Genomic DNA, 23,410 nt, shown 5'->3' on the forward strand with positions numbered 1-23,410 from the left:
ATTGTAGAGAAAACCCCCGACTTATAAAGAAAAAGCCCGCAAACTGCTGCGGGCTCATTTCTGGAGAGGTGAGCGGGAATTAATCCTCCACGAACGCCTCTTCGCGAGTTTTCTTCACCGCTGGCAGAGCCACGATCACCACCAAGAGGGCTGCTGCGATCAGCAAACCTAAAGAAAGTGGGCGGGTTACAAAGGTGGTGAAGTCACCGCGAGATAGCAATAGGGCGCGACGGAAGTTCTCTTCCATCATTGGCCCCAAAACAAAGCCCAAGAGCAAGGGAGGAGGTTCGCAACCCAGTTTGAAGAAGAGGTAACCAATGATGCCAAATGCTGCGGTTACATATACATCAAACACAGTGTTGTTTACGGTATAGACGCCGATACAGCAGAAAACCAGAATGGCTGGGTACATGAAGCGATAAGGAATCTTCAGTAACTTTACCCAGATACCAATCAAGGGCAAGTTCAAGAGAATCAACATCACGTTACCAATCCACATGGAAGCGATCAGACCCCAGAACAAAGCAGGGTTGCTGGTCATGACTTGTGGGCCAGGCTGAATATTATGAATAGTCATCGCGCCAACCATTAATGCCATCACTGCGTTTGGTGGGATACCTAAGGTAAGTAAAGGAATAAATGATGTTTGAGCAGCAGCATTGTTGGCTGACTCTGGACCAGCTACACCCTCAATCGCACCTTTACCAAACTCATGGCTGTATTTGGAGGATTTCTTCTCGACAGAGTAGGCGCCGAAAGATGCCAAGGCTGCTCCTCCGCCTGGCAGGATGCCTAAAATTGAGCCAATAAAAGTACCACGCAAGATAGACGGAATCATGCGTTTGACGTCTTCCTTGGTAGGAATCATGGTGGTCATCTTATTGAGGAAGCCTTCGTCCTCATCGGTCTTCTCAAGGTTGCCCATGATTTCTGCGAAGCCAAATACGCCCATCGCAACGGCCACGAAACCAATGCCGTCACTTAATTCAGGAATATCAAACGCATAGCGGGAAACGCCAGAGTTCACGTCAGTACCGATCAAGCCCATTAACAAGCCAAGCACAATCATGCCAATTGCCTTGACCAAAGAGCCAGAGGCCAAAACAACTGCGCCAATTAAGCCCAGAACCATCAGTGAAAAGTATTCAGCAGGACCAAACTTAAATGCGAGTTGAGAGAGTGGGGCAGCAAATGCGGCCAATACTAAAGTGGCTACGCAACCGGCAAAGAAGGAGCCCATACCGGCAGTAAACAAGGCAACACCCGCTCGACCATTTCTGGCCATTTGATAACCATCGATCGCCGTAACCACCGAGGATGTTTCTCCTGGAATGTTCAGCAAAATCGCAGTAGTAGACCCGCCGTATTGTGAGCCATAGTAAATGCCAGCCAACATAATCAAGGCAGCGATTGGAGGTAAGGCATAGGTTGCAGGCAACAACATCGCGATAGTCGCGATTGGGCCAAGACCTGGCAATACGCCAATCAAAGTTCCCAAGACACAGCCAATCAGGCAGTACAAGAGATTTTGTAAAGTAAATGCGGTATCGAAACCGAGGGCTAAATTAGCAAATAAGTCCATTTTCAGTATCCCGATTCGTTATTGTTGTAAGAAGAAAGGCAGCAACGGGAACTGTAATTTCAGGCCCAGCACGAATACCGAATAAGTGAAAACAATCAGGAATGTGGCGTTAACTAAAGTGCCCTTCCAGTGGAATTCATGACTTGCGCTAGCAGACATGAATACCAGTACAAAAACAGCCACAACAAAGCCCATCGTTGGTAAAAGGATGCCGTACAAAACAACTGAGCCGGTAATCAGCCCAATAATTCTCCAGTTAAACGGAGGAATCTTTTCAATAGCGGCTTTGGCGCTGAAAGATTTAACCAGTATTAAGAGACCTAAGGCCGTCATTACTAGGCCAAGCCAGAATGGGAAATACCCGGGCCCCATCTTAGCGGCTGTACCCATTTGATATTGGGTGGCCATATAGGTAAAAAACAGCCCAATGACTATATACATTAGGCCGGCCCCAAAATCTTTTTGATTACGGATTTCCAAGTTACGCTCCTTATTTACCGATTTATTTGTCGGTTTATTAATGTTGTGCGATTGTAAGGCAGGATAAGGGTGTCTTGTCTAGGGTTTGCCCTAGACAGGTGCCAATGCGATAATTATTTCCATGAAAGTTTCCCAAATTCGCCAGGCTTACCTGGATTTCTTTGCCCAAAAGGGCCACCAAATCGTCCCATCGAGCCCAGTAGTGCCGTGGGATGACCCAACCCTGCTATTCACCAATGCGGGGATGAATCAGTTCAAAGACGTGTTTTTGGGCTTTGATAAGCGCCCTTATAACCGCGCCACAAGTGCCCAAAAGTGCATTCGGGCGGGTGGAAAACACAACGACTTGGATAACGTAGGCTACACAGCCCGTCATCACACCTTTTTTGAAATGCTGGGAAATTTCTCTTTTGGAGACTATTTCAAGAAAGACGCCATTCAATTTGCTTGGGATTTGTTGACCCAAGTATTTCAGTTACCCAAAGAAAAACTCTTGGTCACCGTATATGCGGATGATGACGAGGCCTATGAGATTTGGAATAAACAAATCGGTGTTCCTGCTGATCGCATTATTCGCATCGGCGATAACAAAGGTGCACGTTATGCATCTGATAATTTTTGGATGATGGGTGATACAGGACCATGCGGCCCTTGCACTGAAATTTTTTATGACCATGGTGCACATATCCCTGGCGGTCCTCCTGGTAGCCCTGATGAAGATGGTGATCGTTTCATTGAAATTTGGAATAACGTTTTCATGCAATTCAATCGCGATGAAGCCGGTGTGATGCATCCATTACCTAAGCCTAGTGTTGATACCGGTATGGGTCTTGAGCGTATTGCCGCAGTCTTACAGCGCGTTCACTCTAATTATGAAATCGACCTCTTCGTCAATCTCCTCAAGGCTTCCAAGGAAGCGGTAGATGCAGCCGGCGGCGAGAACTGTGATCCAGATAGCCCTTCATTAAAAGTGATTGCTGACCACATTCGTGCGTGTAGTTTCATTGTGGTGGATGGTGTGATCCCGGGTAATGCTGGTCGTGGTTATGTATTGCGTCGTATTGCACGTCGCGCGATACGCCATGGTTATAAGTTGGGTGCACGCAAACCATTCTTCTATCAGTTGGTGCCTGCGCTTGTCAAAGAAATGGGTGATGCTTATCCAGAATTACGTGCTGCGCAAGACAAAGTTAGTGAAGTGCTTAAGCAAGAGGAAGAGCGTTTCTTCCAGACGATTGCTAATGGAATGGAAATTTTGGATGGTGCTTTGGCAGGCAGTGCAAAAGTAGTCGATGGTGAAACTGCTTTCCGCTTACATGACACATTTGGTTTCCCGTTAGATTTAACGGCTGACGTTTGTCGTGAGCGTGGTGTGACTGTTGATGCAGAGGGCTTTGAAGTGGCGATGCAAAAGCAGCGCGACCAAGCCAGAGCTGCAGGCAAATTCAAGGTTGCCCAAGGATTGGATTACAAAGGTACACCTACGCAGTTTCATGGCTACGACACCTTGAAGCATGACGGTGCCAAAGTGACCGCCCTATACGTAAATGGTTCAGCTGTGCCATCCGTCAAGGCGGGCGATGCAGCCGTGATTGTTTTGGATAACACCCCTTTCTATGCTGAATCTGGTGGCCAGGTTGGCGATAAAGGCGAACTCCGTAATGAAAGTATTCGTTTTGTGGTCGAAGATACTTTCAAGATTCAGGCAGATGTTTTCGGTCATCAGGGCGAAGTTCTCGAGGGCGAGCTCAAGGTGGGTGACGCAATTAATGCTTTAGTGGATACCCAACAAAGAACCGATACGATGCGCAACCATAGCGCTACTCATATCTTGCACAAAGCTTTGCGTGAAGTTTTGGGTGAGCATGTGCAGCAAAAAGGTTCTTTGGTTGACGCTACCAAAACTCGTTTTGACTTTACGCACAATGCACCTATTACTGCTGAGCAAATTCGTCGCATCGAAGATATCGTGAATCAAGAGATTTTGGACAACACCGCAACCTCAGGCAAAGTCATGTCCCTGGATGATGCGCAAAAGACAGGCGCGATGATGCTCTTTGGTGAGAAATATGGTGATGAGGTACGCGTACTAGAAATTGGCTCTTCTAAAGAGCTATGTGGTGGTACTCACGTAGGGCGCACTGGTGATATTGGTAGCTTGAAGATTGTTTCTGAGGGTGGCGTGGCTGCCGGTATCCGCCGTGTGGAAGCAGTGACTGGTAATAACGCACTGCACTTCTTGCAAGGCTTAGAAGACAAAATCAATGAAGCAGCAGCGATCCTCAAAACCCATCCAGGTGATCTAGTGAATCGTGTTGCGCAACTTCAAGAAAGTCTGCGTCAAGCTGAACGTGAATTAGAAAAAGTGAATTCCAAATTAGCCGCAAGTCAGGGCGATGAGTTAGCTGGTCAAGCTGTTGATGTGAATGGCATTAAGGTGCTTGCTGCTCGACTTGATGGTGCTGATGCTGGCGTACTTCGTGAAACCATGGACGCACTTAAGGCGAAGTTGAAAACAGCTGCCATTGTGTTGGCCTCAGTTCAGGGTGATAAGGTCAGTTTGATTGCTGGTGTGACAGCTGATTCAATTGGTAAGGTTAAAGCGGGTGATCTTGTCAATTTTGTTGCTCAACAAGTGGGTGGTAAAGGTGGCGGCAAACCAGAAATGGCGATGGCAGGCGGAACTGATCCTAGTAAGCTGGGTGCAGCCTTAGCAGGTGTTAAAGACTGGATAGCTAGCAAATGAGTGAACCTGTGAATATTGCTTTTAATGCAGAAGTAGACGCGATTGGCATGAACTGCCCGTTGCCGATCTTGCGTACCAAAAAGGCTTTAGCAACGATGCAGTCCGGCGAAGTTCTGAAGATCAAAGCAACAGATGCTGGTGCAGCACACGACTTTCCGGCATTTGCTAAGCAAACTGGTAATGAGTTACTTGCAAGCACTACCGAAGGTGATGTGCTGGTCTTTTTTATGAAGCGCAGATAGGTGGCGGTCTGATATCACGCTTTCTAGTAAGTGATAAAGCAAAAAGGCAGAGATTGATCTCTGCCTTTTTTGTCTCTGCTAAAGATAATTACTTTAAGGACCAGCTTTTTAAGTACGCCGCAAATTCCTCGCCGACTTCCTGGTGGCGCAAGGCGAAATCTACAGAAGCTTTAAGATAACCCAATTTACTGCCACAGTCGTAACGTACGCCATCGTATTCATAGCCAAATACTGGCTCTTCTTTGAGTAAGGCTGCGATCGCATCGGTAAGCTGAATTTCTCCACCTGCACCAGGCTTCACATTACGAATGTGACTAAAAATCTTTGAGGACAATACATAGCGACCCACCACCGCTAAGTTGGATGGTGCATCAGAAGGTTTAGGTTTTTCAACAATGCCATTGAGGCGATAAATATCTTTGCTGATAGCGTCACCCGAGATGACTCCATAGGAGCTACTCTTAGAGGGATCGATTTTCTCTACCGCCAATACAGAGCCTTCATACTCTTCATGTACTTTGAGCATTTGGGAAAGTACGGGTGGATGACCATCTAAGAGGTCATCGGCCAAAATAATGGCAAACGGCTCATCGCCCACTAGCTTCTCTGCACATAAGACCGCATGACCCAACCCCAGAGGTTCGGATTGTCTAATGTAAACACAATCCACATTATCTGGTTTCACGCTTCTTACGAGATGCAAGAGATCTTGTTTGTTCTTTGCCTCGAGAGCGGCTTCTAGCTCATAAGCTTTATCAAAGTGATCTTCAATGGCGCGTTTACTGCGACCTGTTACGAAAATGAGCTCTGTAATACCAGCTGCAATAGCTTCGTCCACCGCATACTGAATTAAAGGCTTGTCTACGACATTCAACATTTCTTTTGGGCTGGCTTTGGTGGCAGGCAAAAAGCGCGTGCCAAATCCCGCAACCGGAAATACAGCCTTAGTTACTTTTTTGGAGCTGAAACGTAATGTCATGGAAGGTCCGTTCTTGCCGTTTTTTATTTAAGACGTTCTAATTGTGCAACAAGCTTCTCATGATTTTGCTCAAAGCCGGCAAGACGCTGCTTTTCTTGGGCAACAACCTCAACTGGAGCACGTGCCACGAAGCTTTCATTAGTCAATTTGCCCTTGGCCTTATTGATTTCGTTAGCTAGACGCTCGATTTCTTTGCCAAGGCGGATGCGTTCAGCGGCAACATCGACTTCAATTTTGAGAAGGAGCTTGATATCACCGACTAGGGCAATTGGTGCATCTGGGGCATCTTTTTCTAGAGCAGATTCGTCGCTATAGATTTTGACCTCAGCTAACTTAGCAAGCGCCATTAAATACGGCGTCGCTTTTTCTAAGAATGCTTGTGGACCACAAATCCAGAGCGGTACTTTCTGGCCAGGGGGAACTTGCATCTCACCGCGCAGGTTACGGCAAGCATCCACAATCGCTTTAATCTGAGTAACCCAAGCTTCGCTTTGTTCATCAATCTTTTCAGGTTGAGAAACAGGGTAAGGCTGAAGCGCAATGGTTTGTTTGGCTTGCTTGGCTAATTCTTTTCCAGACTTGGGCCCAACAGTCTGCCAAAGTGTTTCAGTGATGAATGGAATCAGTGGATGCGCCATGCGCAGGATGGTTTCTAAAACACGCAAGAGGGTGCGGCGAGTAGCGCGTTGCTGTGCTGGCGTGCCAGTTTGCAATTGCACCTTAGCAAGCTCGAGGTACCAATCGCAATACTCATCCCAAACAAATTGGTAAATACTGCTGGAAATATTGTCAAAGCGGTAAGCCTCAAAGCCTTTTGCTACTTCAGCTTCAGTTCTTTGGAGTTGGGAAACGATCCATTTATCTGCAGGAGAAAAATCTAGATATCCTTCTGGGCCGCATTGGTTATCGCAAGGTGCTAAGCCATTATCTTCATCACTACTGGAGCAGTTCATCAGCACAAAGCGAGTGGCATTCCAAAGTTTGTTACAGAAATTACGATAGCCTTCGCAGCGCTTTTGGTCAAAGTTAATATTGCGACCAAGTGAGGCTAAAGACGCAAAGGTAAAGCGCAGAGCATCAGTACCAAATGCCGGAATGCCATCTGGGAACTCTTTCTTAGTTTTCTTGCTGATGCTCTCTGCTTGCTTAGGATTCATGAGGCCAGTAGTTCTCTTACCTACTAACTCTTCAATCTTGATGCCGTCAATTAAATCGATTGGATCCAAAGTATTGCCTTTGGACTTACTCATCTTTTGACCTTCAGCATCACGCACTAGACCGTGAACATAGACAGTGTGAAATGGTACTTTTCCAGTGAAGTGGCAGGTCATCATGACCATGCGTGCTACCCAGAAGAAGATGATGTCAAAACCAGTTACCAAAACAGAGGATGGCAGGAAGTGATTTAAGGCTGGAGTTTCTTCTGGCCAGCCCAAAGAGCTAAATGGGACGAGGGCAGAGCTAAACCAGGTGTCAAGAACGTCAGGATCGCGGTTGAGTTGGCCGGTATAGCCAGCAGCCGCTGCTTTCGCTTTAGCCTCATCCTCTGAGCGTCCTACAAAAATTTGCCCGTCATCGCCGTACCAGGCGGGGATTTGATGGCCCCACCAGAGTTGGCGAGAGATACACCAGTCCTGAATGTTTTCTAGCCACTGAGTGTAGGTATTAATCCAATTCTCTGGAACCAGTTTGATGTCACCTTTTGTTACCGCATCCAATGCCGCGCCAGCAATAGATGAGCCGGGTTGATATTTGTTATCCGGACTTGGTTTTGACATCGCCACAAACCATTGGTCAGTGAGCATCGGCTCAATAATGGTTTGAGTGCGATCACCGCGTGGCACCATTAATTTATGCGGCTGAACTTTTTCAAGTAAACCAGCGGCATCTAGATCGGCAACAACTTGCTTGCGTGCTGCAAAACGTTCCATGCCTTGATAAGCAGTTGGCGCATTTTCATTAATCTTGGCATCCAAAGTGAGGATGTTGATCATTGGCAATTGATGACGTTGACCTACTGCATAGTCATTAAAGTCATGTGCAGGAGTGACCTTTACAACGCCAGTACCAAAGTTCAGATCAACGTAATCATCGGCGATGATAGGGATCTGGCGATCACACAAAGGCAGATTTACTGACTTACCGATGAGATGTTTATAGCGCTCATCTTCTGGGTTCACCATGACGGCAACGTCACCCAATAAGGTTTCTGGGCGAGTGGTAGCAACTGTCAGATGGCCAGAACCATCGGTTAATGGATAGCGGATGTGCCACATAGAGCCATCCTCTTCTTCGCTTACCACTTCTAAATCTGAAACTGCGGTACCCAAAACAGGATCCCAGTTCACCAAACGTTTGCCACGATAGATTAAGCCCTGCTCATGCAAGCGCACAAATACTTCCACTACTGCTTTGGACATTTTGCTGTCCATCGTGAAATATTCCTTACCCCAATCGATCGATGCGCCTAGACGACGAATTTGACGAGTAATCGTGTTGCCAGAAGTTTCTTTCCACTCCCACACTTTCTCTAAAAACTTGTCACGACCCAAATCATGGCGAGAAACTTTTTGTGCATCGAGTTGACGCTCAACAACAATTTGAGTGGCGATACCAGCATGATCAGTGCCAGGTACCCACAAAGTGTTTTTGCCTGACATGCGAGCATGACGCACCAAGCCATCCATGATGGTTTGGTTAAAGGCGTGTCCCATATGCAGGGTGCCAGTGACATTGGGTGGAGGAAGCTGAATAGAAAAATCACCCTTACCTTCATCCATAGTGGAGTCGGCAATACCCCGGCGCTCCCACTCTCGACCCCAGTAGGCCTCTATCGGGGCGGGTTCGTAGGATTTGGCGAGCTCGTCTGCCGAGCTGGCCGCTGGTGAATTAGGGGTATTTGAGGCATTTGGCATAAGAGGCAAATTATAATTGGGCTGATGTACTCAGACCTGCTCGCGAACCTCAACCCAGAACAGCGCGAGGCAGTGACCCTCCCGCCCGTAAATGAAAATGATCAAGCCCAGTCAGCCTTGATTTTGGCTGGGGCAGGGAGCGGCAAGACTCGTGTCCTCACCACCCGTATAGCTTGGTTGATTCAGACCGGCCAGGTGTCCCCGATTGGCGTCCTAGCGGTGACCTTCACCAATAAGGCCGCCAAAGAGATGATGCTTCGTCTGAGCGCCATGCTGCCAATTAATACCCGTGGGATGTGGATTGGCACCTTTCATGGTCTTTGCAACCGTTTATTGCGCGCTCACCACAAAGAGGCGGGTTTGCCATCTACTTTTCAGATTCTGGATACCCAGGATCAGCTTTCAGCAATTAAGCGCCTATTAAAGGGTTTAAAGGTCGATGATGAAAAATATCCTGCAAAGCAATTGCAATATTTCATTGCTCATGCCAAAGAGCGTGGGCAGCGTGCGAAAGATTTAGCGCTTGGCGATGATTTCCAAGCCAAGATGGCGCAACTGTATGCAGCTTATGATGAGCAATGTCAACGTGAGGGTGTGGTTGATTTTGCTGAACTCTTATTGCGTAGCTATGAACTACTCAAACATAACGAAGCTATTCGTACGCATTACCAAGAGCGTTTCCGTCATATCCTGATCGACGAGTTTCAAGATACCAATGCTTTGCAATATGCATGGCTTAAATTGTTATCAGGCCATGATGCAAGTCGAATCAATGTCAGTGGTATGGGTAGTAGTTCCGTATTCGCGGTGGGCGACGATGACCAAAGCATTTATGCATTCCGTGGCGCTGATGTTGAAAACATGCGCCTTTACGAAAAGCAATATCACCCTCTAATGGTCAAGCTGGAACAGAACTATCGCTCGCACGGCCATATTCTGGATACTGCAAATCACTTGATTGCCAATAACTCTGAGCGCCTTGGTAAAAACCTGCGCACCGATGCTGGTCATGGCGAGCCAGTCCGCATCTATGAGGCTCCTAGTGATCATGCTGAAGCTGCTTGGTTGGTGGATGAGATCAAAGCTTTGGTAAATAGTGGCATCAAACGTACAGAAGTCGCTTTACTTTATCGCAGTAATGCCCAGTCACGCATTATTGAGCACGCATTATTTTCTGCAGGTATTCCGTATCGTGTTTATGGCGGATTACGATTCTTCGAGCGCGCCGAAATTAAACATGCACTAGCCTACCTACGCTTGCTTGAAAATCCGAATGACGATACATCGTTCTCTCGGGTCGTGAATTTTCCTACTCGCGGAATTGGTGCAAGATCAATTGAAGCATTGCAAGATGCCGCTAGAGCGCAGCAATGCTCCTTGTATTTGGCCGCTTCTTCTTTAGAAGGTAAAGCAGGAGCAGCTTTGGGTGGATTTGTTCGCCTAGTAGATCATATGCGTGAAGCTACTCGTCATAATACTTTGCCTGAAACAGTTGAATTTGTGATTCAGAATAGCGGCTTGATTCAGCACTATCTCTCAGAGCGTGAAGGGCAAGATCGCGTCGAGAACTTACAAGAATTGATTAACGCTGCTACTGCATTTATTGCAGAAGAAGGTTATGGTCAGGATGCAGCCGCCGTCATGCTGCCGGGTGAGAATGCTCCAGGTGTTGTGGAGGTTTCACCCTTAGCTGCCTTCCTTTCCCATGCTTCATTGGAGGCCGGTGATAACCAAGCTCAGGCTGGTCAAGATGCTGTGCAGTTAATGACAGTGCATTCAGCTAAGGGCCTAGAGTTCACTTCAGTATTTATTACCGGTCTTGAAGAGGGTTTATTCCCCCATGAGAACAGTGTTAATGAGCAGAATGGCTTAGAAGAAGAGCGTCGTCTGATGTACGTGGCGATTACGCGTGCCAAAGAGCGCCTGTACCTTTCGCACACTCAATCACGCATGTTGCATGGCCAGGTGCGTTACAACATGCCTTCTCGCTTCCTGGAAGAGCTTCCATCCGATTCATTAAAGTGGCTTACCCCTAAAGCAAGAGATGCACGTTGGGGTGGGAGTGGTAACAGTAACTCAAGAACAGGGTCTACCTGGCAAGATGGCTATACCCGCCAACGTGAATATGAATCCAATGACTTTTTTGATTCTGGCTCTGAGCGTCAAAGGCCAGCCAAGAGAGTTGGCTCAGCCTCCATGGAGGTGAAAAGATTGGCTTCTCCCCCGCGTGGAAATTATCCATTCACGATTGGACAAAACGTGTTCCATACCAAGTTTGGTGAGGGACGTGTGACTGGTCTTGAGGGAGTGGATGCTGATGCACGGGCACAAGTGAACTTCAAGCGCCACGGTATTAAATGGTTACAGCTAAGCATTGCGAAGCTTGCTGCGATTGACTGATAAGACAGTTAAATAGGCAACACTTCATCTTCAGTAAAGCACGCCTTCCAGGTTGCATAGAAAGAACAGTGCATTACTGTTAAACCTGCCATGGAGATGGGGGCGATGATGAAAGAAGCTGCTTGCCCTAGACCGAGTGCATCAAAAATCATTCCGACTGTCAGTGGAATAGCAATCAGAATGGCGCTCCAAACTGAAAGATACAAAAAGAATGCTGCTTTATTAGTCCAGCATGCTAATGCACTAGAGAAAAGAGCTTGAGGGACAGACATATCAGCCCATGCCACCAAAACTGGTGAGAACCACATCAGCATTGCCACTGGCACATACAGTATTGCTCCGAAGAAGAGCACCAAGTAAACCTGACGCAGCGCTTCTGGGGTAATCGGCTTTTCGCTTGTCATCAAAGGAAGCAGCAATTCAAAATCCACTAAGAGACTTAAGATGAAGCTGAGCAACAAAATTATGCCAGCGTACACCAGGCCTAATTGCAAAATTCTTTTGCGAATAATAGGGCTAGACCGAAGTGCAATTAAATAGACCATCGGCCTAATGCGCTCTTTTTGAATTGCTTGGCGACAAGCAGTCATGAAACCAACGGAAAGGGTTGGGGTGAGAAGCAGTACGGCAAAAACACCAATGACGGGAATGATCACTGCTAATTGAGCAGCAAATACATACATGAACACCAACATCAAGAAGCCCAAAAGGTTTTGTTTGAAAAGCCAAATACCTTGCCTAATCCAGGTGTAGCCTTCTTTTGGTGCTACTGAATTGAGTTTCATAGTGAGCGACGACTTAATAGAATGTGTTCAAAGTGCGTAGGGTCATGAGGGGTTAGCATTTGAGCGTCTCGCGGCAGATAGAAGTCCCACAACCTTGAGACCCAGAAGCGCAGGGCGGCAGCGCGCAACATGAGGGGCCAACTAGCTTGCTCCTCTTTAGTAAGGGGTCGAACTGATTGGTAGGCTTTCATGAACGCATCTAAACGCATGGGATCTAAATCTTGTTTGTTGTCAGCAAGACACCAATCGTTTGCGGTCACGGCGATATCAAATAACCATTTATCAGTGCCAGCAAAGTAGAAGTCGAAGAAGCCGCCTAATTGATCTTCAGATACATCAGATGCATCCGTTCCTTTTGGATCGAATAAGACGTTGTCACGAAACAGATCGCAATGACTAGCACCTTGGGGTAAGCCATCATAAACACCAGAGGCAAAGAACTCTTCTTGGGTTTTTAACTCATGGGTAATCAGTTCTTTTTGTGATGTATTTAAATGAGCAAGTACTTGAGGAATTGTTTTTTGCCACCAAGCAAGACTGCGAAGATTTTCCTGTACCTTCGGAAAATCTTTTCCCGCCAAATGCATTTTGGCAAGCATCTCACCCACGAGTGCGCAATGATTGGCTTCTGGCTGCAGTCTAGAAAGGCCTGGTAATTTAGTGACAATGGCTGCTGGCTTGCCTTTGAGGGTAAATAGGATTTCTCCATGCTTGTTCTCAATAGGCTTGGGAACAGGCGCACCTTTGTTCGCTAAGTGGCGCATTAACTCTAGATAGAAAGGGAGTTGCGCAGCAGTCAATCTTTCAAAGATGGTTAAAACATATTCATGCTTCTTGCCATCTTTAATGGTGTCTAAGAAAAAATTAGAGTTCTCAATACCACCATGAATACCGCGGATTGCATGAGCTTGGCCGATGTCAAAGTCTTGAGTGATCCATTGAGAAATATCCTCAAGCTCAATCGGGGTAAATACGGCCATAAACTAAATTACTTTAAAAATTATCTAAGTGGAATGCTAATGCTGGGAATACTAATAAGATCAGTATCTTTTGCAGGTCCAGGCATCACTGATGTAGGTGGCGCCATTTCATAGCTGGTGAAAGGTGTTTTTACATCGACTTGTGTCGGTGAGTTAGCATCTTTGTATTCAGTAACCGTCGTACCATTTTTATCTTTGTATTGATAGTTCGGCTTGCGTGTTTCTGGAGAATTGAGCACTCCAGCAGGACTGACTGTTGGGGAGAGTGGTTGATTATTAATACGGTTTAATTCTGAAGGGCTTAGTGCCTGGCTGTTATTCTGAGCTTGGGCTGAATTAACACCCAAAAGTCCAAAAACCGCTAAAAAGCTCATTAGGGCTAGACTTTGACTCATTGAGTGGCTAATTAAGTTAGTTAAATAATGCATTTTTTCACCTTTTTAAGCCTACTCTCGGACGGTTCCCTAACCAGACCTGTAGGCAATTCACAACTAGATTGTACGATTGCAGTATGACTAAACATAGACTCTTGTTGGTAGACGGCTCTAGCTACCTTTATCGCGCCTTTCATGCCATGCCAGACCTCAGAAATGGGGCTGGAGAGCCTACTGGTGCGATCTATGGCATGGTTAATATGATGCGCCGAGCCCGTTCTGAACTCAAGGCTGACCATATAGCCTGTGTTTTTGACGCCAAAGGTAAGACTTTCCGCGACGAAATGTACTCGGAGTACAAAGCACATCGCTCCCCTATGCCTGAAGATTTGGTTAAACAGATCGAGCCTATTCATGCCATGGTCAAAGCACTGGGTTGGCCGGTATTAATGGTTTCTGGTGTTGAGGCGGACGATGTGATTGGTACATTGGCTTGCCAAGCAACCCAAGCAGGTTGGGAAACCATTATTTCCACTGGCGATAAAGATTTAGCGCAATTAGTAAATCCTTCGGTCACTCTCATCAATACGATGACGAATGAAAAGCTAGATATCGAAGGTGTAAAGGAAAAGTTTGGCGTTCCCCCAGAATTGATTGTGGATTATTTATCCATCATCGGCGATACCGTGGATAACGTACCGGGTGTTCCGAAGGCGGGGCCAAAGACGGCAAACAAATGGTTGGCAGAATTTGGCAATCTCGATAACTTAATGGCAAATGCCGATCAAGTTAAAGGTGTCGTTGGTGAAAACTTACGCGCTACGCTTCCTTGGTTACCGCAAGCACGTCAACTGATTACGGTAAAAACAGATTGCGATTTATCACCGCATCTACCGAGCTTGGATGATTTGCATGCGAAGTCTGAGGATGCACCATTGTTACGCGAGTTGTTTGATCGTTATGCCTTTAAGACTTGGTTGCGTGATGTAGAAAAGCAACTCACAAGCCCTGAAAATAAGGGCTCTGAAGCGATTTCATTCGATTTGGCTGGTAGCCCCATTAACTCTAGCGCTAATCAGAATGAGGAAGAGAAAAAGTCTCGTGTTATTGCTAGCTCGCCAACCAAAGATTTGTCACAAGAAACTCGTGACTCCCATGATGCGATCGAGCGTCACTATGAATGTGTAGTAGATGAAGCGGGTTTAGGGAAGTGGTTGAAAAAGATTGAGTCTTCTGCGCTAACGGCGGTGGACACAGAAACAACTAGCCTTGATGCGCTTGCTGCAGAGCTCGTAGGTATTTCTTTATCGGTACAGCCCGGTGAGGCTTGTTATATTCCAGTGGCTCACCGCAATGGTGAAGTGCAGCTTGATCGAAATCTAGTTCTTGCACGCATGAAATCTTGGTTAGAAAGTGCAACACATTTAAAGGTGGGGCAAAACTTAAAGTACGACGCCCATATCTTTGCTAACTATGGCATTACTTTAAAAGGCGTTGCATTTGATACCTTGCTCGAATCGTATGTACTCGAGTCACATATGCCACACAACATGGACAGCTTAGCTGAGCGCCATCTGGGCATGAAGACTATTCGCTATGAAGAGGTCTGCGGCAAAGGGGTTCACCAGATTGGCTTTGATCAAGTAGATCTGAAGATTGCAACAGACTATGCGGCTGAAGATGCTGACATTACCTTACGCCTTCATTTAGAGTTGTGGCCACAGATTCAGGAAAGCCCTGGATTGCTCTACATCTATGAAAACGTTGAGATGCCGGCCATGAGAGTGCTTGGCATCATGGAACGCAATGGCATTCGGATTGATTCCGCGCTATTGGCAAAACAAGGGCAGCAAGTAGGTAAACGTCTACTTGAGCTAGAGGGTGAGATTCATAAGTTGGCAGGTCAGCCTTTCAATATTCAGTCACCCAAGCAAATCGCAGAAATTTTATTTGGGCAACTTGAGCTCCCAGTTATTAAAAAGACACCATCGGGTGCGCCCTCTACGGATGAAGAGGTTTTACAGAAGTTGGCTGAAGACTATCCGCTACCAGCACGAATTCTGGATTACCGTAGCTTGGCAAAGCTTATGTCTACTTACATTGAGAAGCTCCCTCGTATGGCCGACCCCAAGACTGGGCGCGTTCACACAAACTTTTCTCAAGCTACCGCAGTTACCGGTCGCCTGGCATCAAGCGATCCAAATATACAAAATATTCCCGTGCGCACAGAAGAAGGTCGTCGTATTCGCGAGGCCTTTATTCCGGCAGAAGGATGTAAATTGTTATCAGCGGATTACTCCCAAATTGAGTTGCGCATCATGGCGCATATCGCCGAAGATGAAAATCTATTAACCGCCTTTAGAGAAGGCAAAGACGTTCACCAAGCTACTGCGGCAGAGATCTTTGGAATTCCTTTGGATGATGTCAACTCTGAGCAACGTCGTTATGCCAAAGTGATTAACTTTGGCCTTATTTACGGCATGAGTGCTTTTGGTTTAGCGGGTAACTTGGGTATTGAGCGTTCAGCTGCGCAAAACTACATCGCCAAATACTTTGATCGTTATCCAGGAGTTGCTCAGTATATGGAGCGTACTCGTCTTGAGGCACGGGAAAATGGTTACGTAGAAACTGTCTTCGGGCGACGTCTTTGGTTACCGGAAATCAAGGGATCAAATGGTCCTCGCCGCCAAGGCGCCGAACGTGCGGCAATTAATGCTCCGATGCAAGGTACTGCTGCAGACTTAATTAAGTTAGCGATGATTGCTGTTGAGAATTGGTTGGAAAAAGAGCAGTTAAAAACCAAAATGCTGCTTCAAGTCCATGATGAATTGGTATTTGATGTGCCCTTGGATGAAATTGAACTACTGCAGGCAAAGTTACCGGATTTAATGTGTCACGTTGCTGATCTCAAGGTGCCTTTGGTGGTTAGTATTGGGATTGGCGATAATTGGGAAGAGGCGCATTAAGTATTGATTAAGTGCTGAATGAGTAATGCAAGCTAGGGGACAAGATAATGAGCAAAGATATTCAAAATAGTCGACGCAATTTTATGAAGACATCCACACTGGGTGCGACCGCAATTGGGGTTGGATTTGTGGCGGCTTCTGAGCCTACCATGGCCGCTGCTATCGAAACGGATTTCAAGGGCATCAAAGCCGGTGAGCAAATGATCCCCGTAGGTAGCTTTCAGTTGCCCGCATACGTTTCGCGACCTGAAAAATCCAAAGGCTCTTTACCCATCATTATTGTGGTGAGTGAAATCTTTGGTGTGCACGAATACATTGCTGATGTAACAAGACGTTTTGCGAAGTTGGGATATCTTGCGATAGCTCCTGAGTTTTTTTCGCGCGCAGGTGATCCTAATGCTTATGGCACGATTGCAGAAATTATGTCCAATATTGTGGCTAAGACTCCAGATGCTCAGGTCTTGAATGATCTGCAAGCTGCATTGGTATGGGCTGGCAAAAATGGCGGTGATCTCAAGCGGGTCGGTGTAACCGGCTTCTGTTGGGGTGGTCGTATTACATGGCTATCAGCAACTTTGCCGCAAGTTCGTGCAGGCGTAGCTTGGTATGGTCGCCTCATCGGCGAGAAGACTGAAGGTAACCCCAAACATCCTGTAGATATTGCTGCTGATTTAAAAGCGCCAGTGCTCGGCTTGTACGGCGCTGCTGATACCGGGATCTCTTTAGAGAGCATTGAACAAATGCGCGCCGCTTTAGCGCAGGCTGCTCCTAAGAATCCTGCTGCTAAGGCCTGTGAATTTGAGGTTTATCCAGATGCCCCTCATGCATTCCATGCCGATTACCGCGCTAGCTACCGTGAGGGTCCTGCCAAAGACGGTTGGGAAAAATGTATTGCCTGGTTTAAGAAAATGGGAGTGGTGTAAGCGCGATGACTGTTTTACAAACCATTCTCCTGGTCACCGCCTTAGCTGGCACTGCTAGCGTCTTAGTCGCAGCAAGCTGTTCTTTGGCCATGCTCTCCAAGATGGTCAACAACATGGTGAGTTTTTCTGTTGGTATTTTGTTGGCAACTGCTTTACTCCACTCCTTGCCTGAAGCATTTAGCATGGAAGGTGCAAAACCTCAGTTCTTATTCGCAACTTTGCTTGCTGGGTTATTGGGTTTCTTCTTGCTTGAGAAGATCGCTTTATTGCGTCATGATCACCATCATGAAGGCGATGGGCACCACCACCACCACGGTCATGATGCTGAAAATGCTGGGCGTAGTGGATGGATGATTTTGGTTGGCGATGGTATTCATAACTTTGTAGATGGCATCTTGATCGCCGCAGCCTTCATGGCCGACTATCAGGTAGGCATCTTTACAGCCATTGCAATCATTGCTCATGAGATTCCACAAGAAATCGGCGATTTCATTGTGTTGCTTAATGCTGGCTTCTCACGCGCACGCGCTTTGCTATACAACCTTATCTGCGGCTTATCGGCTGTAGTTGGCGGGGTACTGGCATATTTCTTTTTGGAGCGTGCCCATGCAGCGATGCCTTACTTGCTAGTCATTGCGTCTAGTAGTTTTATTTATATTGCAGTAAGTGATCTCATTCCGCAAATGCATCGTCGCCCACACTGGGTTGAGTCCTTACGTCAGACGGTCTTGATTGCTTGTGGTGTAGGGTTTGTGATCCTACTGTCCCTATTGCACTAACGAGCTTTAAAGCTCAACAGGCCTTTTGGGGTCTGCGCACCATTCGCTCCAGCTACCCGCATATAGGCGAGAACCTTTGAATCCCGCAAGCTCCATCGCTAGAAGATTATGGCAAGCAGTGACGCCTGAGCCACATTGATGAATGACTTCAGACGCTTTAATAGGGCCAAGAAATTCTGAGAACTCTTTGAATAATTGCTCCGGAGTTTTAAATGCAGTCGCGTTGAGATTATTTTTAAAGAAGCGATTCATTGCGCCGGGGATATGCCCGCCAACAGGGTCTAAGGTTTCATTTTGGCCATGAAAACGATCTTCTGTTCGAGCATCAATAATTTTGTTTTTCTGGGTTTGCAGGTTGCCTACAACCTCATCAACCAGCATAAGGCCCGCATAAGGCATCACGCCAATATCTTGGTTGCATGGAGTTGGCGCCCTGGGAATTGTGCCCATAGGGCCATTCCAGGCGTCTAACCCGCCATCTAACACCTGCACATTGGCATGCCCAGTGGCTTTAAGCATCCACCATAAGCGGCTGGCATATACGGAGCCTTGTTTGTCATAGGCCACCACCAAAGTGTTCGGGCTGATCCCTAAGCGAGTCTTGGTCTGCGCCCAAGCTTCTGGACTAGGCAGAGGATGGCGACCGTTGCTACCTGTTTTTGTCCCTGACATATCTTTATCAAGGTCGACATAAATAGCGCCAGGAATGTGGCTTTCTTCGTAGGACTTTTTGCCAATCAGTGGATTCACTAAATCAAAGCGGCAATCACAGAGCAATACATTCTCACCGCTATTAATGATTTCTTCTAACTGATTCGCTGAGATTAGAGGAGTCATGATGCTTCCTTTATAAGTGGCAAGAGGTATTAGTAAAGCGTGTCCAGATTATGCGCCTTCAAAATTCATGACGCGGCGATACCACTCATGAAAATGTTGCATGCCATCTTCCATGGGGCTTTGATATGGGCCCACTTCATTCACGCCACGAGCTAGAAGTGCTGCACGTCCCTGATCCATGCGCTCGGCGATTTCATCATCTTCGATGCAAGTTTCCATGTAGGCAGCACGTTCTGCTTCAACAAACTCACGTTCAAATAAGGCGATTTCTTCTGGGTAATAGAACTCAACGATGTTACGTGTTTTGCCGGGTCCCATTGGGTGCAACGTGGAGACGCATAACACGCCCGGATACCACTCCACCATCACATTAGGGTAATAGGTCAGCCAAATAGCCCCATGTCGCGGGGCTTTGCCGTCGAACTGACGAAGCACTGCCTCATGCCAGTTGCGATATGTTGGTGAGCCCGGAGTTTGCAAATCTTTATGAATACCGACAGTTTGTACGCTATGCCAGTCACCAAATTCCCAGTGCAGATCCTCGCAAGAAACAAACTTGCCTAAGCCAGGATGGAATGGAACAACGTGATAGTCCTCGAGATAAACCTCGATGAATGTTTTCCAGTTGTAATTGCACTCATGTACTTCAACGTGATCGAGTACATAGCCATCAAATTTGAGATCGTCAGCAACACCTAGTTTGGCGAGGTCAGTGCGCACATCACGTGGACCTTCGAATAGGAGTCCTTGCCAATTTTGCAAAGGAGATTTACCAAGATTTAAACAGGGCTTATCTTCAAAGTGTGGGGCACCTAATAAATTGCCAGCTAAGTCATAGGTCCAACGATGTAATGGGCAAACAATATTGTCAGCTTTGCCGCGACCATTGAGCATCAATGCTTGGCGATGACGGCAAACGTTTGAAAGCAGTTCTACACCAGATTCGTTGCGAACAAGAATGCGACCTTCGTTTTCTGCTCTTAAGGTTTGATAGGAGCCCATTTCAGGCACCATGAGTTCATGACCAACATAGCCAGGGCCCTGCTTAAAAAGCAGTTCAATTTCGCGCTGATATAACTCAGCGTCAAAATATGCCGAAACCGGCAGTTGTAGTTTGGACGGCGCAAGCTTCTGCGCGGTAGCCAGATTAGTCATTCTCCCCACCCCCGAAAACGTCAGCCGAAGCTAAGCGGAATAACCAATCCAACCATCGACGGATCGATATTGGAAAGGAAGGGAGGGATTATACCCATCCAAGGGGTTTCTCGCTTTAATATGTAGGGCTATCTGTGTCGGAAATATCAAGGAAACAAGCTTATGCCAGCCAAGAAGTCAGAGACTCAAAAACCCGGTCTTGAGGTCCAAATTGACCCCGATTTATGCTATGAACAGGCCGTAAAAGAGCTTGAGAAGCTTATTTCCGATATGGAGTCTGGCAAATTTTCCCTTGAAGAAACCTTGCTCGCCTATCAACGTGGCGCGGCATTACTCAAGCACTGCCAAGGAATGCTCGCTCAGGTTGAGCAACAAGTTCGCGTATTCGAGGCTTAATTGAGCACTGCTTTTCAATTTCAGGAGTGGATCACCTCTCACTCTGAACGTACTGAACAAGCCTTAGATCGCTTGCTTGATTCCGCGCAAACTACTCCTCATCGTTTACATGAGGCAATGCGTTATGCGGCACAAGGGGGCGGCAAGCGTATACGTCCACTATTGGTTTATGCAGCTGGTGAATTAGGTGGCGAAAAAGAAGGTAGTGAGGCATTGGATGCTGCTGCTGTAGCAATTGAATGTATTCATGCTTATTCATTAGTGCACGATGATTTGCCCTGCATGGATGATGATGATTTACGTCGTGGTCGTCCTACAGTTCATAAAGCTTTTGATGAGGCCACTGCATTATTGGTTGGTGATGCATTGCAAACTCGCGCCTTCGAAATTCTGGCTAATACAAACTGTGATGCGCAGGTGCGTCTCAAAATGATTGCCTCTTTGGCTGCTGCCTCTGGTTCGCGCGGCATGGCAGGCGGTCAGGCAATTGATTTAGAGAGCGTTGGCAAAAAATTAGATTTGACGGGCTTAAAACAAATGCATGCCATGAAGACAGGTGCTTTGTTGTCATGCGCCGTGGAATTAGGTGGTATTGCTGTGAACTTGAACCCTGCGCAGATGGCAAATCTCGATCATTATTCAAAGGCCCTGGGGTTAGCGTTTCAGATTGTTGACGACGTGCTGGATGCCACCGCTGATAGTCAAACCTTGGGTAAGACTGCTGGCAAAGACGCTGCAGCGAATAAGCCGACCTATGTGACCTTGATGGGTTTAGACTATGCACTGAAGCAGGCTAAAGATTTGCAAGAAACGGCAATCGCTAGCCTAGATAGTTTTGGTGCGCAAGCACAGGCATTGAAAGATTTAGCTCTCTTGGTTGTCAATCGCGGCAAATAAGAGGGTAAAAAGAGAGTAGCAAGAGAAATTTATCAGTACAGATTACTTAGGTTCAATGACTTTACATTCCATTAACTCCCCCGACGATCTCAAAAAACTCTCGCGTGAAGAGCTACCTGCTCTAGCTGATGAGTTGCGTGAGTTTGTATTGGACTCTGTTTCTAAGACGGGTGGTCATCTGTCGTCAAACTTGGGAACAGTGGAGCTGTCGATTGCTTTGCATTACGTATTTGATACGCCAGACGATCGTATCGTTTGGGATGTGGGTCATCAAAGCTATCCACACAAAATTTTGACTGGCCGTCGTGAGCGCATGAGTAGCTTGCGTCAGCACCAAGGTTTATCAGGTTTTCCGCATCGCGCTGAAAGTGAATTTGATGCTTTTGGCACCGGCCATTCCTCAACGAGTATTTCTGCGGCAATGGGTATGGCACGCGCTTTTCAAACCAAAGGTGAGCGACATGTTGCTGTGGCGGTGATTGGTGATAGTGCTATGACGGGTGGGATGGCTTTCGAAGCCATGAACAATGCTGGTGTTTATGACGACTTGCCGCTTGTAGTCATTTTAAATGACAACGATATGTCGATCTCTCCTGCCGTGGGTGCGCTCAACCGACACCTCGCTAGATTGCTCAGCGGTAATATTTATTCAGCGACAAAAAAAGGCATTGATAGTGTTCTATCAATTGCGCCACCCTTACGTGAATTTGCTAAGCGCCTTGAAGATCATGCCAAAGGCATGGTTTCACCATCAACGATTTTCCAAGAGTTTGGCTTTAATTATTTCGGCCCGATTGATGGTCATGATTTAGATGCCTTGATTCCGATGCTGCAGAATGTACGTCGCTTGGCCTTAGAGGGTCGCGGCCCACAGTTCTTGCACGTTGTGACTAAAAAAGGCCAGGGCTATGACATGGCTGAGGCGGATCCAGTGCTGTACCACGGTCCGAGCAAATTCAATCCTGAAGAGGGCGTCAAAAAAGCAGTTGCCAGTAAGAAAACCTTCACTCAAGTGTTTGGTGAGTGGCTGTGTGACATGGCACATGCTGACCCTTTGTTGGTCGGCATTACTCCAGCAATGCGTGAAGGTTCTGGCCTTGTTGAGTTTGAAAAGAATTTTCCGAAGCGTTACTACGATGTTGGTATTGCTGAGCAACATGCAGTTACTTTTGCGGCTGGTATGGCCTGCGAAGGTATGAAGCCGGTAGTGGCTATTTACTCTACTTTCTTGCAACGGGCGTATGACCAACTCATTCATGATGTGGCCTTACAAGATTTGCCAGTACTGTTTGCATTAGATCGCGCTGGCCTAGTTGGTGCTGATGGTGCTACGCATGCTGGCGCATATGACATTCCATTCTTGCGTTGTATTCCAAACATGTTGGTGATGACGCCAGCAGATGAGTCTGAGTGTCGCGATTTATTAACAACCGCTTTCCATCAACCCCATCCAAGCGCAGTGCGCTATCCACGTGGTGCGGGAGTTGGTGCTATTCCTTCTAAAGAATTACGTACTCTGCCAATGGGTAAGGGTGAGCTTCGTCGCAAATCAACGGCGCCTGCTGGCCAACGCGTGGCAATCTTGGCATTTGGTACTTTGCTATACCCTGCTCTTGAAGTGGCTGAAGGTATTGATGCAACCGTTGCCAATATGCGTTTTGTTAAACCGCTCGATAAGGATTTAATTCAATTATTAGCTGTTGATCATGATTATTTCGTAACGATTGAAGATGGCGCTATCGCCGGGGGTGCTGGCAGTGCTTGTCTGGAAGCCCTATCAAATCTCGGCATAAATAAACCCCTCTTGCAATTAGGTCTTCCTGATGAATTCATTGAGCATGGCGACTACAGTTTGCTGATGACTAAGTGTGGCTTGGATGTAGAAGGCATCGCAAACTCCATCAAACAGCGTTTTCCCGCAGTATTGACCGTAAATTCAGCGCTTTCAGGCAAATAAGCCCGTTTTGCCTGAAA

The 23,410-nt window shown here is 46.9% G+C and carries 18 protein-coding genes; 9 read left to right on the plus strand and 9 right to left on the minus strand.

From position 1 onward, the window contains the following. Positions 1-79: 79 nt before the first annotated feature. Together ICN36_RS05390 and ICN36_RS05395 are read right to left on the minus strand one after the other, a co-directional pair. Positions 80-1,582, minus strand: coding sequence for a tripartite tricarboxylate transporter permease (locus ICN36_RS05390; RefSeq protein ID WP_216227360.1), 1,503 nt, complete (start codon positions 1,580-1,582; stop codon positions 80-82). Positions 1,583-1,600: 18 nt separating this feature from the next. Next, the gene (locus ICN36_RS05395; protein ID WP_216227361.1) at positions 1,601-2,062 is read right to left on the minus strand and encodes a tripartite tricarboxylate transporter TctB family protein; all 462 of its coding nucleotides are present in this window, start codon (positions 2,060-2,062) and stop codon (positions 1,601-1,603) included. A 121-nt stretch (positions 2,063-2,183) separates the two neighbouring features. Here ICN36_RS05395 and alaS point away from each other — a divergent pair, with 121 nt between their 5' ends. Continuing rightward, a complete protein-coding gene (alaS, locus tag ICN36_RS05400) occupies positions 2,184-4,808 on the plus strand; it encodes an alanine--tRNA ligase (RefSeq protein WP_216227362.1) in 2,625 nt (874 codons plus the stop codon). Next, entirely contained in the window at positions 4,805-5,050 is a 246-nt protein-coding gene (locus tag ICN36_RS05405) for a sulfurtransferase TusA family protein (RefSeq protein WP_216860890.1), read from the plus strand. The genes alaS and ICN36_RS05405 overlap by 4 nt, the downstream gene beginning before the upstream one ends. Positions 5,051-5,138: 88 nt before the next feature. Here the strand turns inward: ICN36_RS05405 and galU are convergent, their stop codons facing one another. Beyond that, positions 5,139-6,029: a UTP--glucose-1-phosphate uridylyltransferase GalU gene (gene galU / locus ICN36_RS05410; RefSeq protein ID WP_216227363.1), complete on the minus strand. Its 891-nt coding sequence runs from the start codon at positions 6,027-6,029 to the stop codon at positions 5,139-5,141. Between the two features lie 23 nt (positions 6,030-6,052). Then, a complete protein-coding gene (locus tag ICN36_RS05415; RefSeq protein WP_216227364.1) occupies positions 6,053-8,944 on the minus strand; it encodes a valine--tRNA ligase in 2,892 nt (963 codons plus the stop codon). 24 nt (positions 8,945-8,968) lie between these two features. On the opposite strand from ICN36_RS05415, the gene ICN36_RS05420 reads away from it, so the two are divergent. Next, positions 8,969-11,344, plus strand: a complete 2,376-nt coding sequence (locus tag ICN36_RS05420) for a UvrD-helicase domain-containing protein (RefSeq protein WP_216227365.1) — start codon at positions 8,969-8,971, stop codon at positions 11,342-11,344. 8 nt (positions 11,345-11,352) lie between these two features. On the opposite strand, the gene ICN36_RS05425 is transcribed toward ICN36_RS05420, so the two are convergent. The 3 genes from ICN36_RS05425 to ICN36_RS05435 are packed head-to-tail and all read right to left on the minus strand — an operon-like array spanning position 11,353 to position 13,504. Next, positions 11,353-12,129, minus strand: coding sequence for a BPSS1780 family membrane protein (locus ICN36_RS05425; protein WP_216227366.1), 777 nt, complete (start codon positions 12,127-12,129; stop codon positions 11,353-11,355). After that, positions 12,126-13,109, minus strand: a complete 984-nt coding sequence (locus ICN36_RS05430; RefSeq protein ID WP_216227367.1) for a homoserine kinase — start codon at positions 13,107-13,109, stop codon at positions 12,126-12,128. The genes ICN36_RS05425 and ICN36_RS05430 overlap by 4 nt, the downstream gene beginning before the upstream one ends. Positions 13,110-13,129: 20 nt before the next feature. After that, positions 13,130-13,504: a hypothetical protein gene (locus ICN36_RS05435; RefSeq protein ID WP_255531253.1), complete on the minus strand. Its 375-nt coding sequence runs from the start codon at positions 13,502-13,504 to the stop codon at positions 13,130-13,132. A 116-nt stretch (positions 13,505-13,620) separates the two neighbouring features. Between ICN36_RS05435 and polA the strand changes: the two genes are divergently transcribed. From polA to ICN36_RS05450, 3 genes are read left to right on the plus strand one after another with little or no spacing between them, the layout of a single operon-like run. Beyond that, positions 13,621-16,449, plus strand: a complete 2,829-nt coding sequence (polA, locus tag ICN36_RS05440; protein ID WP_216227369.1) for a DNA polymerase I — start codon at positions 13,621-13,623, stop codon at positions 16,447-16,449. Between the two features lie 47 nt (positions 16,450-16,496). After that, positions 16,497-17,372 carry a dienelactone hydrolase family protein gene (locus tag ICN36_RS05445; RefSeq protein ID WP_216227370.1) on the plus strand — a complete coding sequence of 292 codons (876 nt, stop codon included), beginning with the start codon at positions 16,497-16,499 and terminating at the stop codon, positions 17,370-17,372. Positions 17,373-17,377: 5 nt separating this feature from the next. Next, positions 17,378-18,151 carry a ZIP family metal transporter gene (locus tag ICN36_RS05450; protein ID WP_216227371.1) on the plus strand — a complete coding sequence of 258 codons (774 nt, stop codon included), beginning with the start codon at positions 17,378-17,380 and terminating at the stop codon, positions 18,149-18,151. 6 nt (positions 18,152-18,157) lie between these two features. Here the strand turns inward: ICN36_RS05450 and ICN36_RS05455 are convergent, their stop codons facing one another. Continuing rightward, positions 18,158-18,988, minus strand: a complete 831-nt coding sequence (locus ICN36_RS05455) for a sulfurtransferase (RefSeq protein WP_216227372.1) — start codon at positions 18,986-18,988, stop codon at positions 18,158-18,160. Between the two features lie 48 nt (positions 18,989-19,036). After that, positions 19,037-20,143: an SRPBCC family protein gene (locus ICN36_RS05460; RefSeq protein ID WP_216227373.1), complete on the minus strand. Its 1,107-nt coding sequence runs from the start codon at positions 20,141-20,143 to the stop codon at positions 19,037-19,039. A 162-nt stretch (positions 20,144-20,305) separates the two neighbouring features. Between ICN36_RS05460 and xseB the strand changes: the two genes are divergently transcribed. The 3 genes from xseB to dxs are packed head-to-tail and all read left to right on the plus strand — an operon-like array spanning position 20,306 to position 23,393. Further along, the gene (xseB, locus tag ICN36_RS05465) at positions 20,306-20,539 is read left to right on the plus strand and encodes an exodeoxyribonuclease VII small subunit (RefSeq protein WP_216227374.1); all 234 of its coding nucleotides are present in this window, start codon (positions 20,306-20,308) and stop codon (positions 20,537-20,539) included. Beyond that, entirely contained in the window at positions 20,540-21,436 is an 897-nt protein-coding gene (locus ICN36_RS05470; RefSeq protein ID WP_216227375.1) for a polyprenyl synthetase family protein, read from the plus strand. A gap of 55 nt (positions 21,437-21,491) precedes the next feature. Further along, on the plus strand, positions 21,492-23,393 hold the full coding sequence (gene dxs, locus ICN36_RS05475; protein ID WP_216227376.1) for a 1-deoxy-D-xylulose-5-phosphate synthase: 1,902 nt from the start codon (positions 21,492-21,494) through the stop codon (positions 23,391-23,393). Positions 23,394-23,410 lie beyond the last annotated feature (17 nt).

Source organism: Polynucleobacter sp. UK-Gri1-W3, from assembly GCF_018881595.1.
Taxonomy (GTDB): domain Bacteria; phylum Pseudomonadota; class Gammaproteobacteria; order Burkholderiales; family Burkholderiaceae; genus Polynucleobacter.

Excerpts from the sequence above, each read along its gene's own strand:
- alaS (WP_216227362.1), top strand. The coding sequence starts at position 2,184 with ATGAAAGTTTCCCAAATTCGCCAGGCTTACCTGGATTTCTTTGCCCAA.
- polA (WP_216227369.1), top strand. The coding sequence starts at position 13,621 with ATGACTAAACATAGACTCTTGTTGGTAGACGGCTCTAGCTACCTTTAT.
- galU (WP_216227363.1), bottom strand. The coding sequence starts at position 6,029 with ATGACATTACGTTTCAGCTCCAAAAAAGTAACTAAGGCTGTATTTCCG.
- ICN36_RS05415 (WP_216227364.1), bottom strand. The coding sequence starts at position 8,944 with ATGCCAAATGCCTCAAATACCCCTAATTCACCAGCGGCCAGCTCGGCA.
- ICN36_RS05445 (WP_216227370.1), top strand. The coding sequence starts at position 16,497 with ATGAGCAAAGATATTCAAAATAGTCGACGCAATTTTATGAAGACATCC.
- ICN36_RS05420 (WP_216227365.1), top strand. The coding sequence starts at position 8,969 with ATGTACTCAGACCTGCTCGCGAACCTCAACCCAGAACAGCGCGAGGCA.
- ICN36_RS05390 (WP_216227360.1), bottom strand. The coding sequence starts at position 1,582 with ATGGACTTATTTGCTAATTTAGCCCTCGGTTTCGATACCGCATTTACT.
- ICN36_RS05435 (WP_255531253.1), bottom strand. The coding sequence starts at position 13,504 with ATGAGTCAAAGTCTAGCCCTAATGAGCTTTTTAGCGGTTTTTGGACTT.
- xseB (WP_216227374.1), top strand. The coding sequence starts at position 20,306 with ATGCCAGCCAAGAAGTCAGAGACTCAAAAACCCGGTCTTGAGGTCCAA.
- ICN36_RS05430 (WP_216227367.1), bottom strand. The coding sequence starts at position 13,109 with ATGGCCGTATTTACCCCGATTGAGCTTGAGGATATTTCTCAATGGATC.
- ICN36_RS05455 (WP_216227372.1), bottom strand. The coding sequence starts at position 18,988 with ATGACTCCTCTAATCTCAGCGAATCAGTTAGAAGAAATCATTAATAGC.
- dxs (WP_216227376.1), top strand. The coding sequence starts at position 21,492 with ATGACTTTACATTCCATTAACTCCCCCGACGATCTCAAAAAACTCTCG.
- ICN36_RS05460 (WP_216227373.1), bottom strand. The coding sequence starts at position 20,143 with ATGACTAATCTGGCTACCGCGCAGAAGCTTGCGCCGTCCAAACTACAA.
- ICN36_RS05425 (WP_216227366.1), bottom strand. The coding sequence starts at position 12,129 with ATGAAACTCAATTCAGTAGCACCAAAAGAAGGCTACACCTGGATTAGG.
- ICN36_RS05450 (WP_216227371.1), top strand. The coding sequence starts at position 17,378 with ATGACTGTTTTACAAACCATTCTCCTGGTCACCGCCTTAGCTGGCACT.
- ICN36_RS05405 (WP_216860890.1), top strand. The coding sequence starts at position 4,805 with ATGAGTGAACCTGTGAATATTGCTTTTAATGCAGAAGTAGACGCGATT.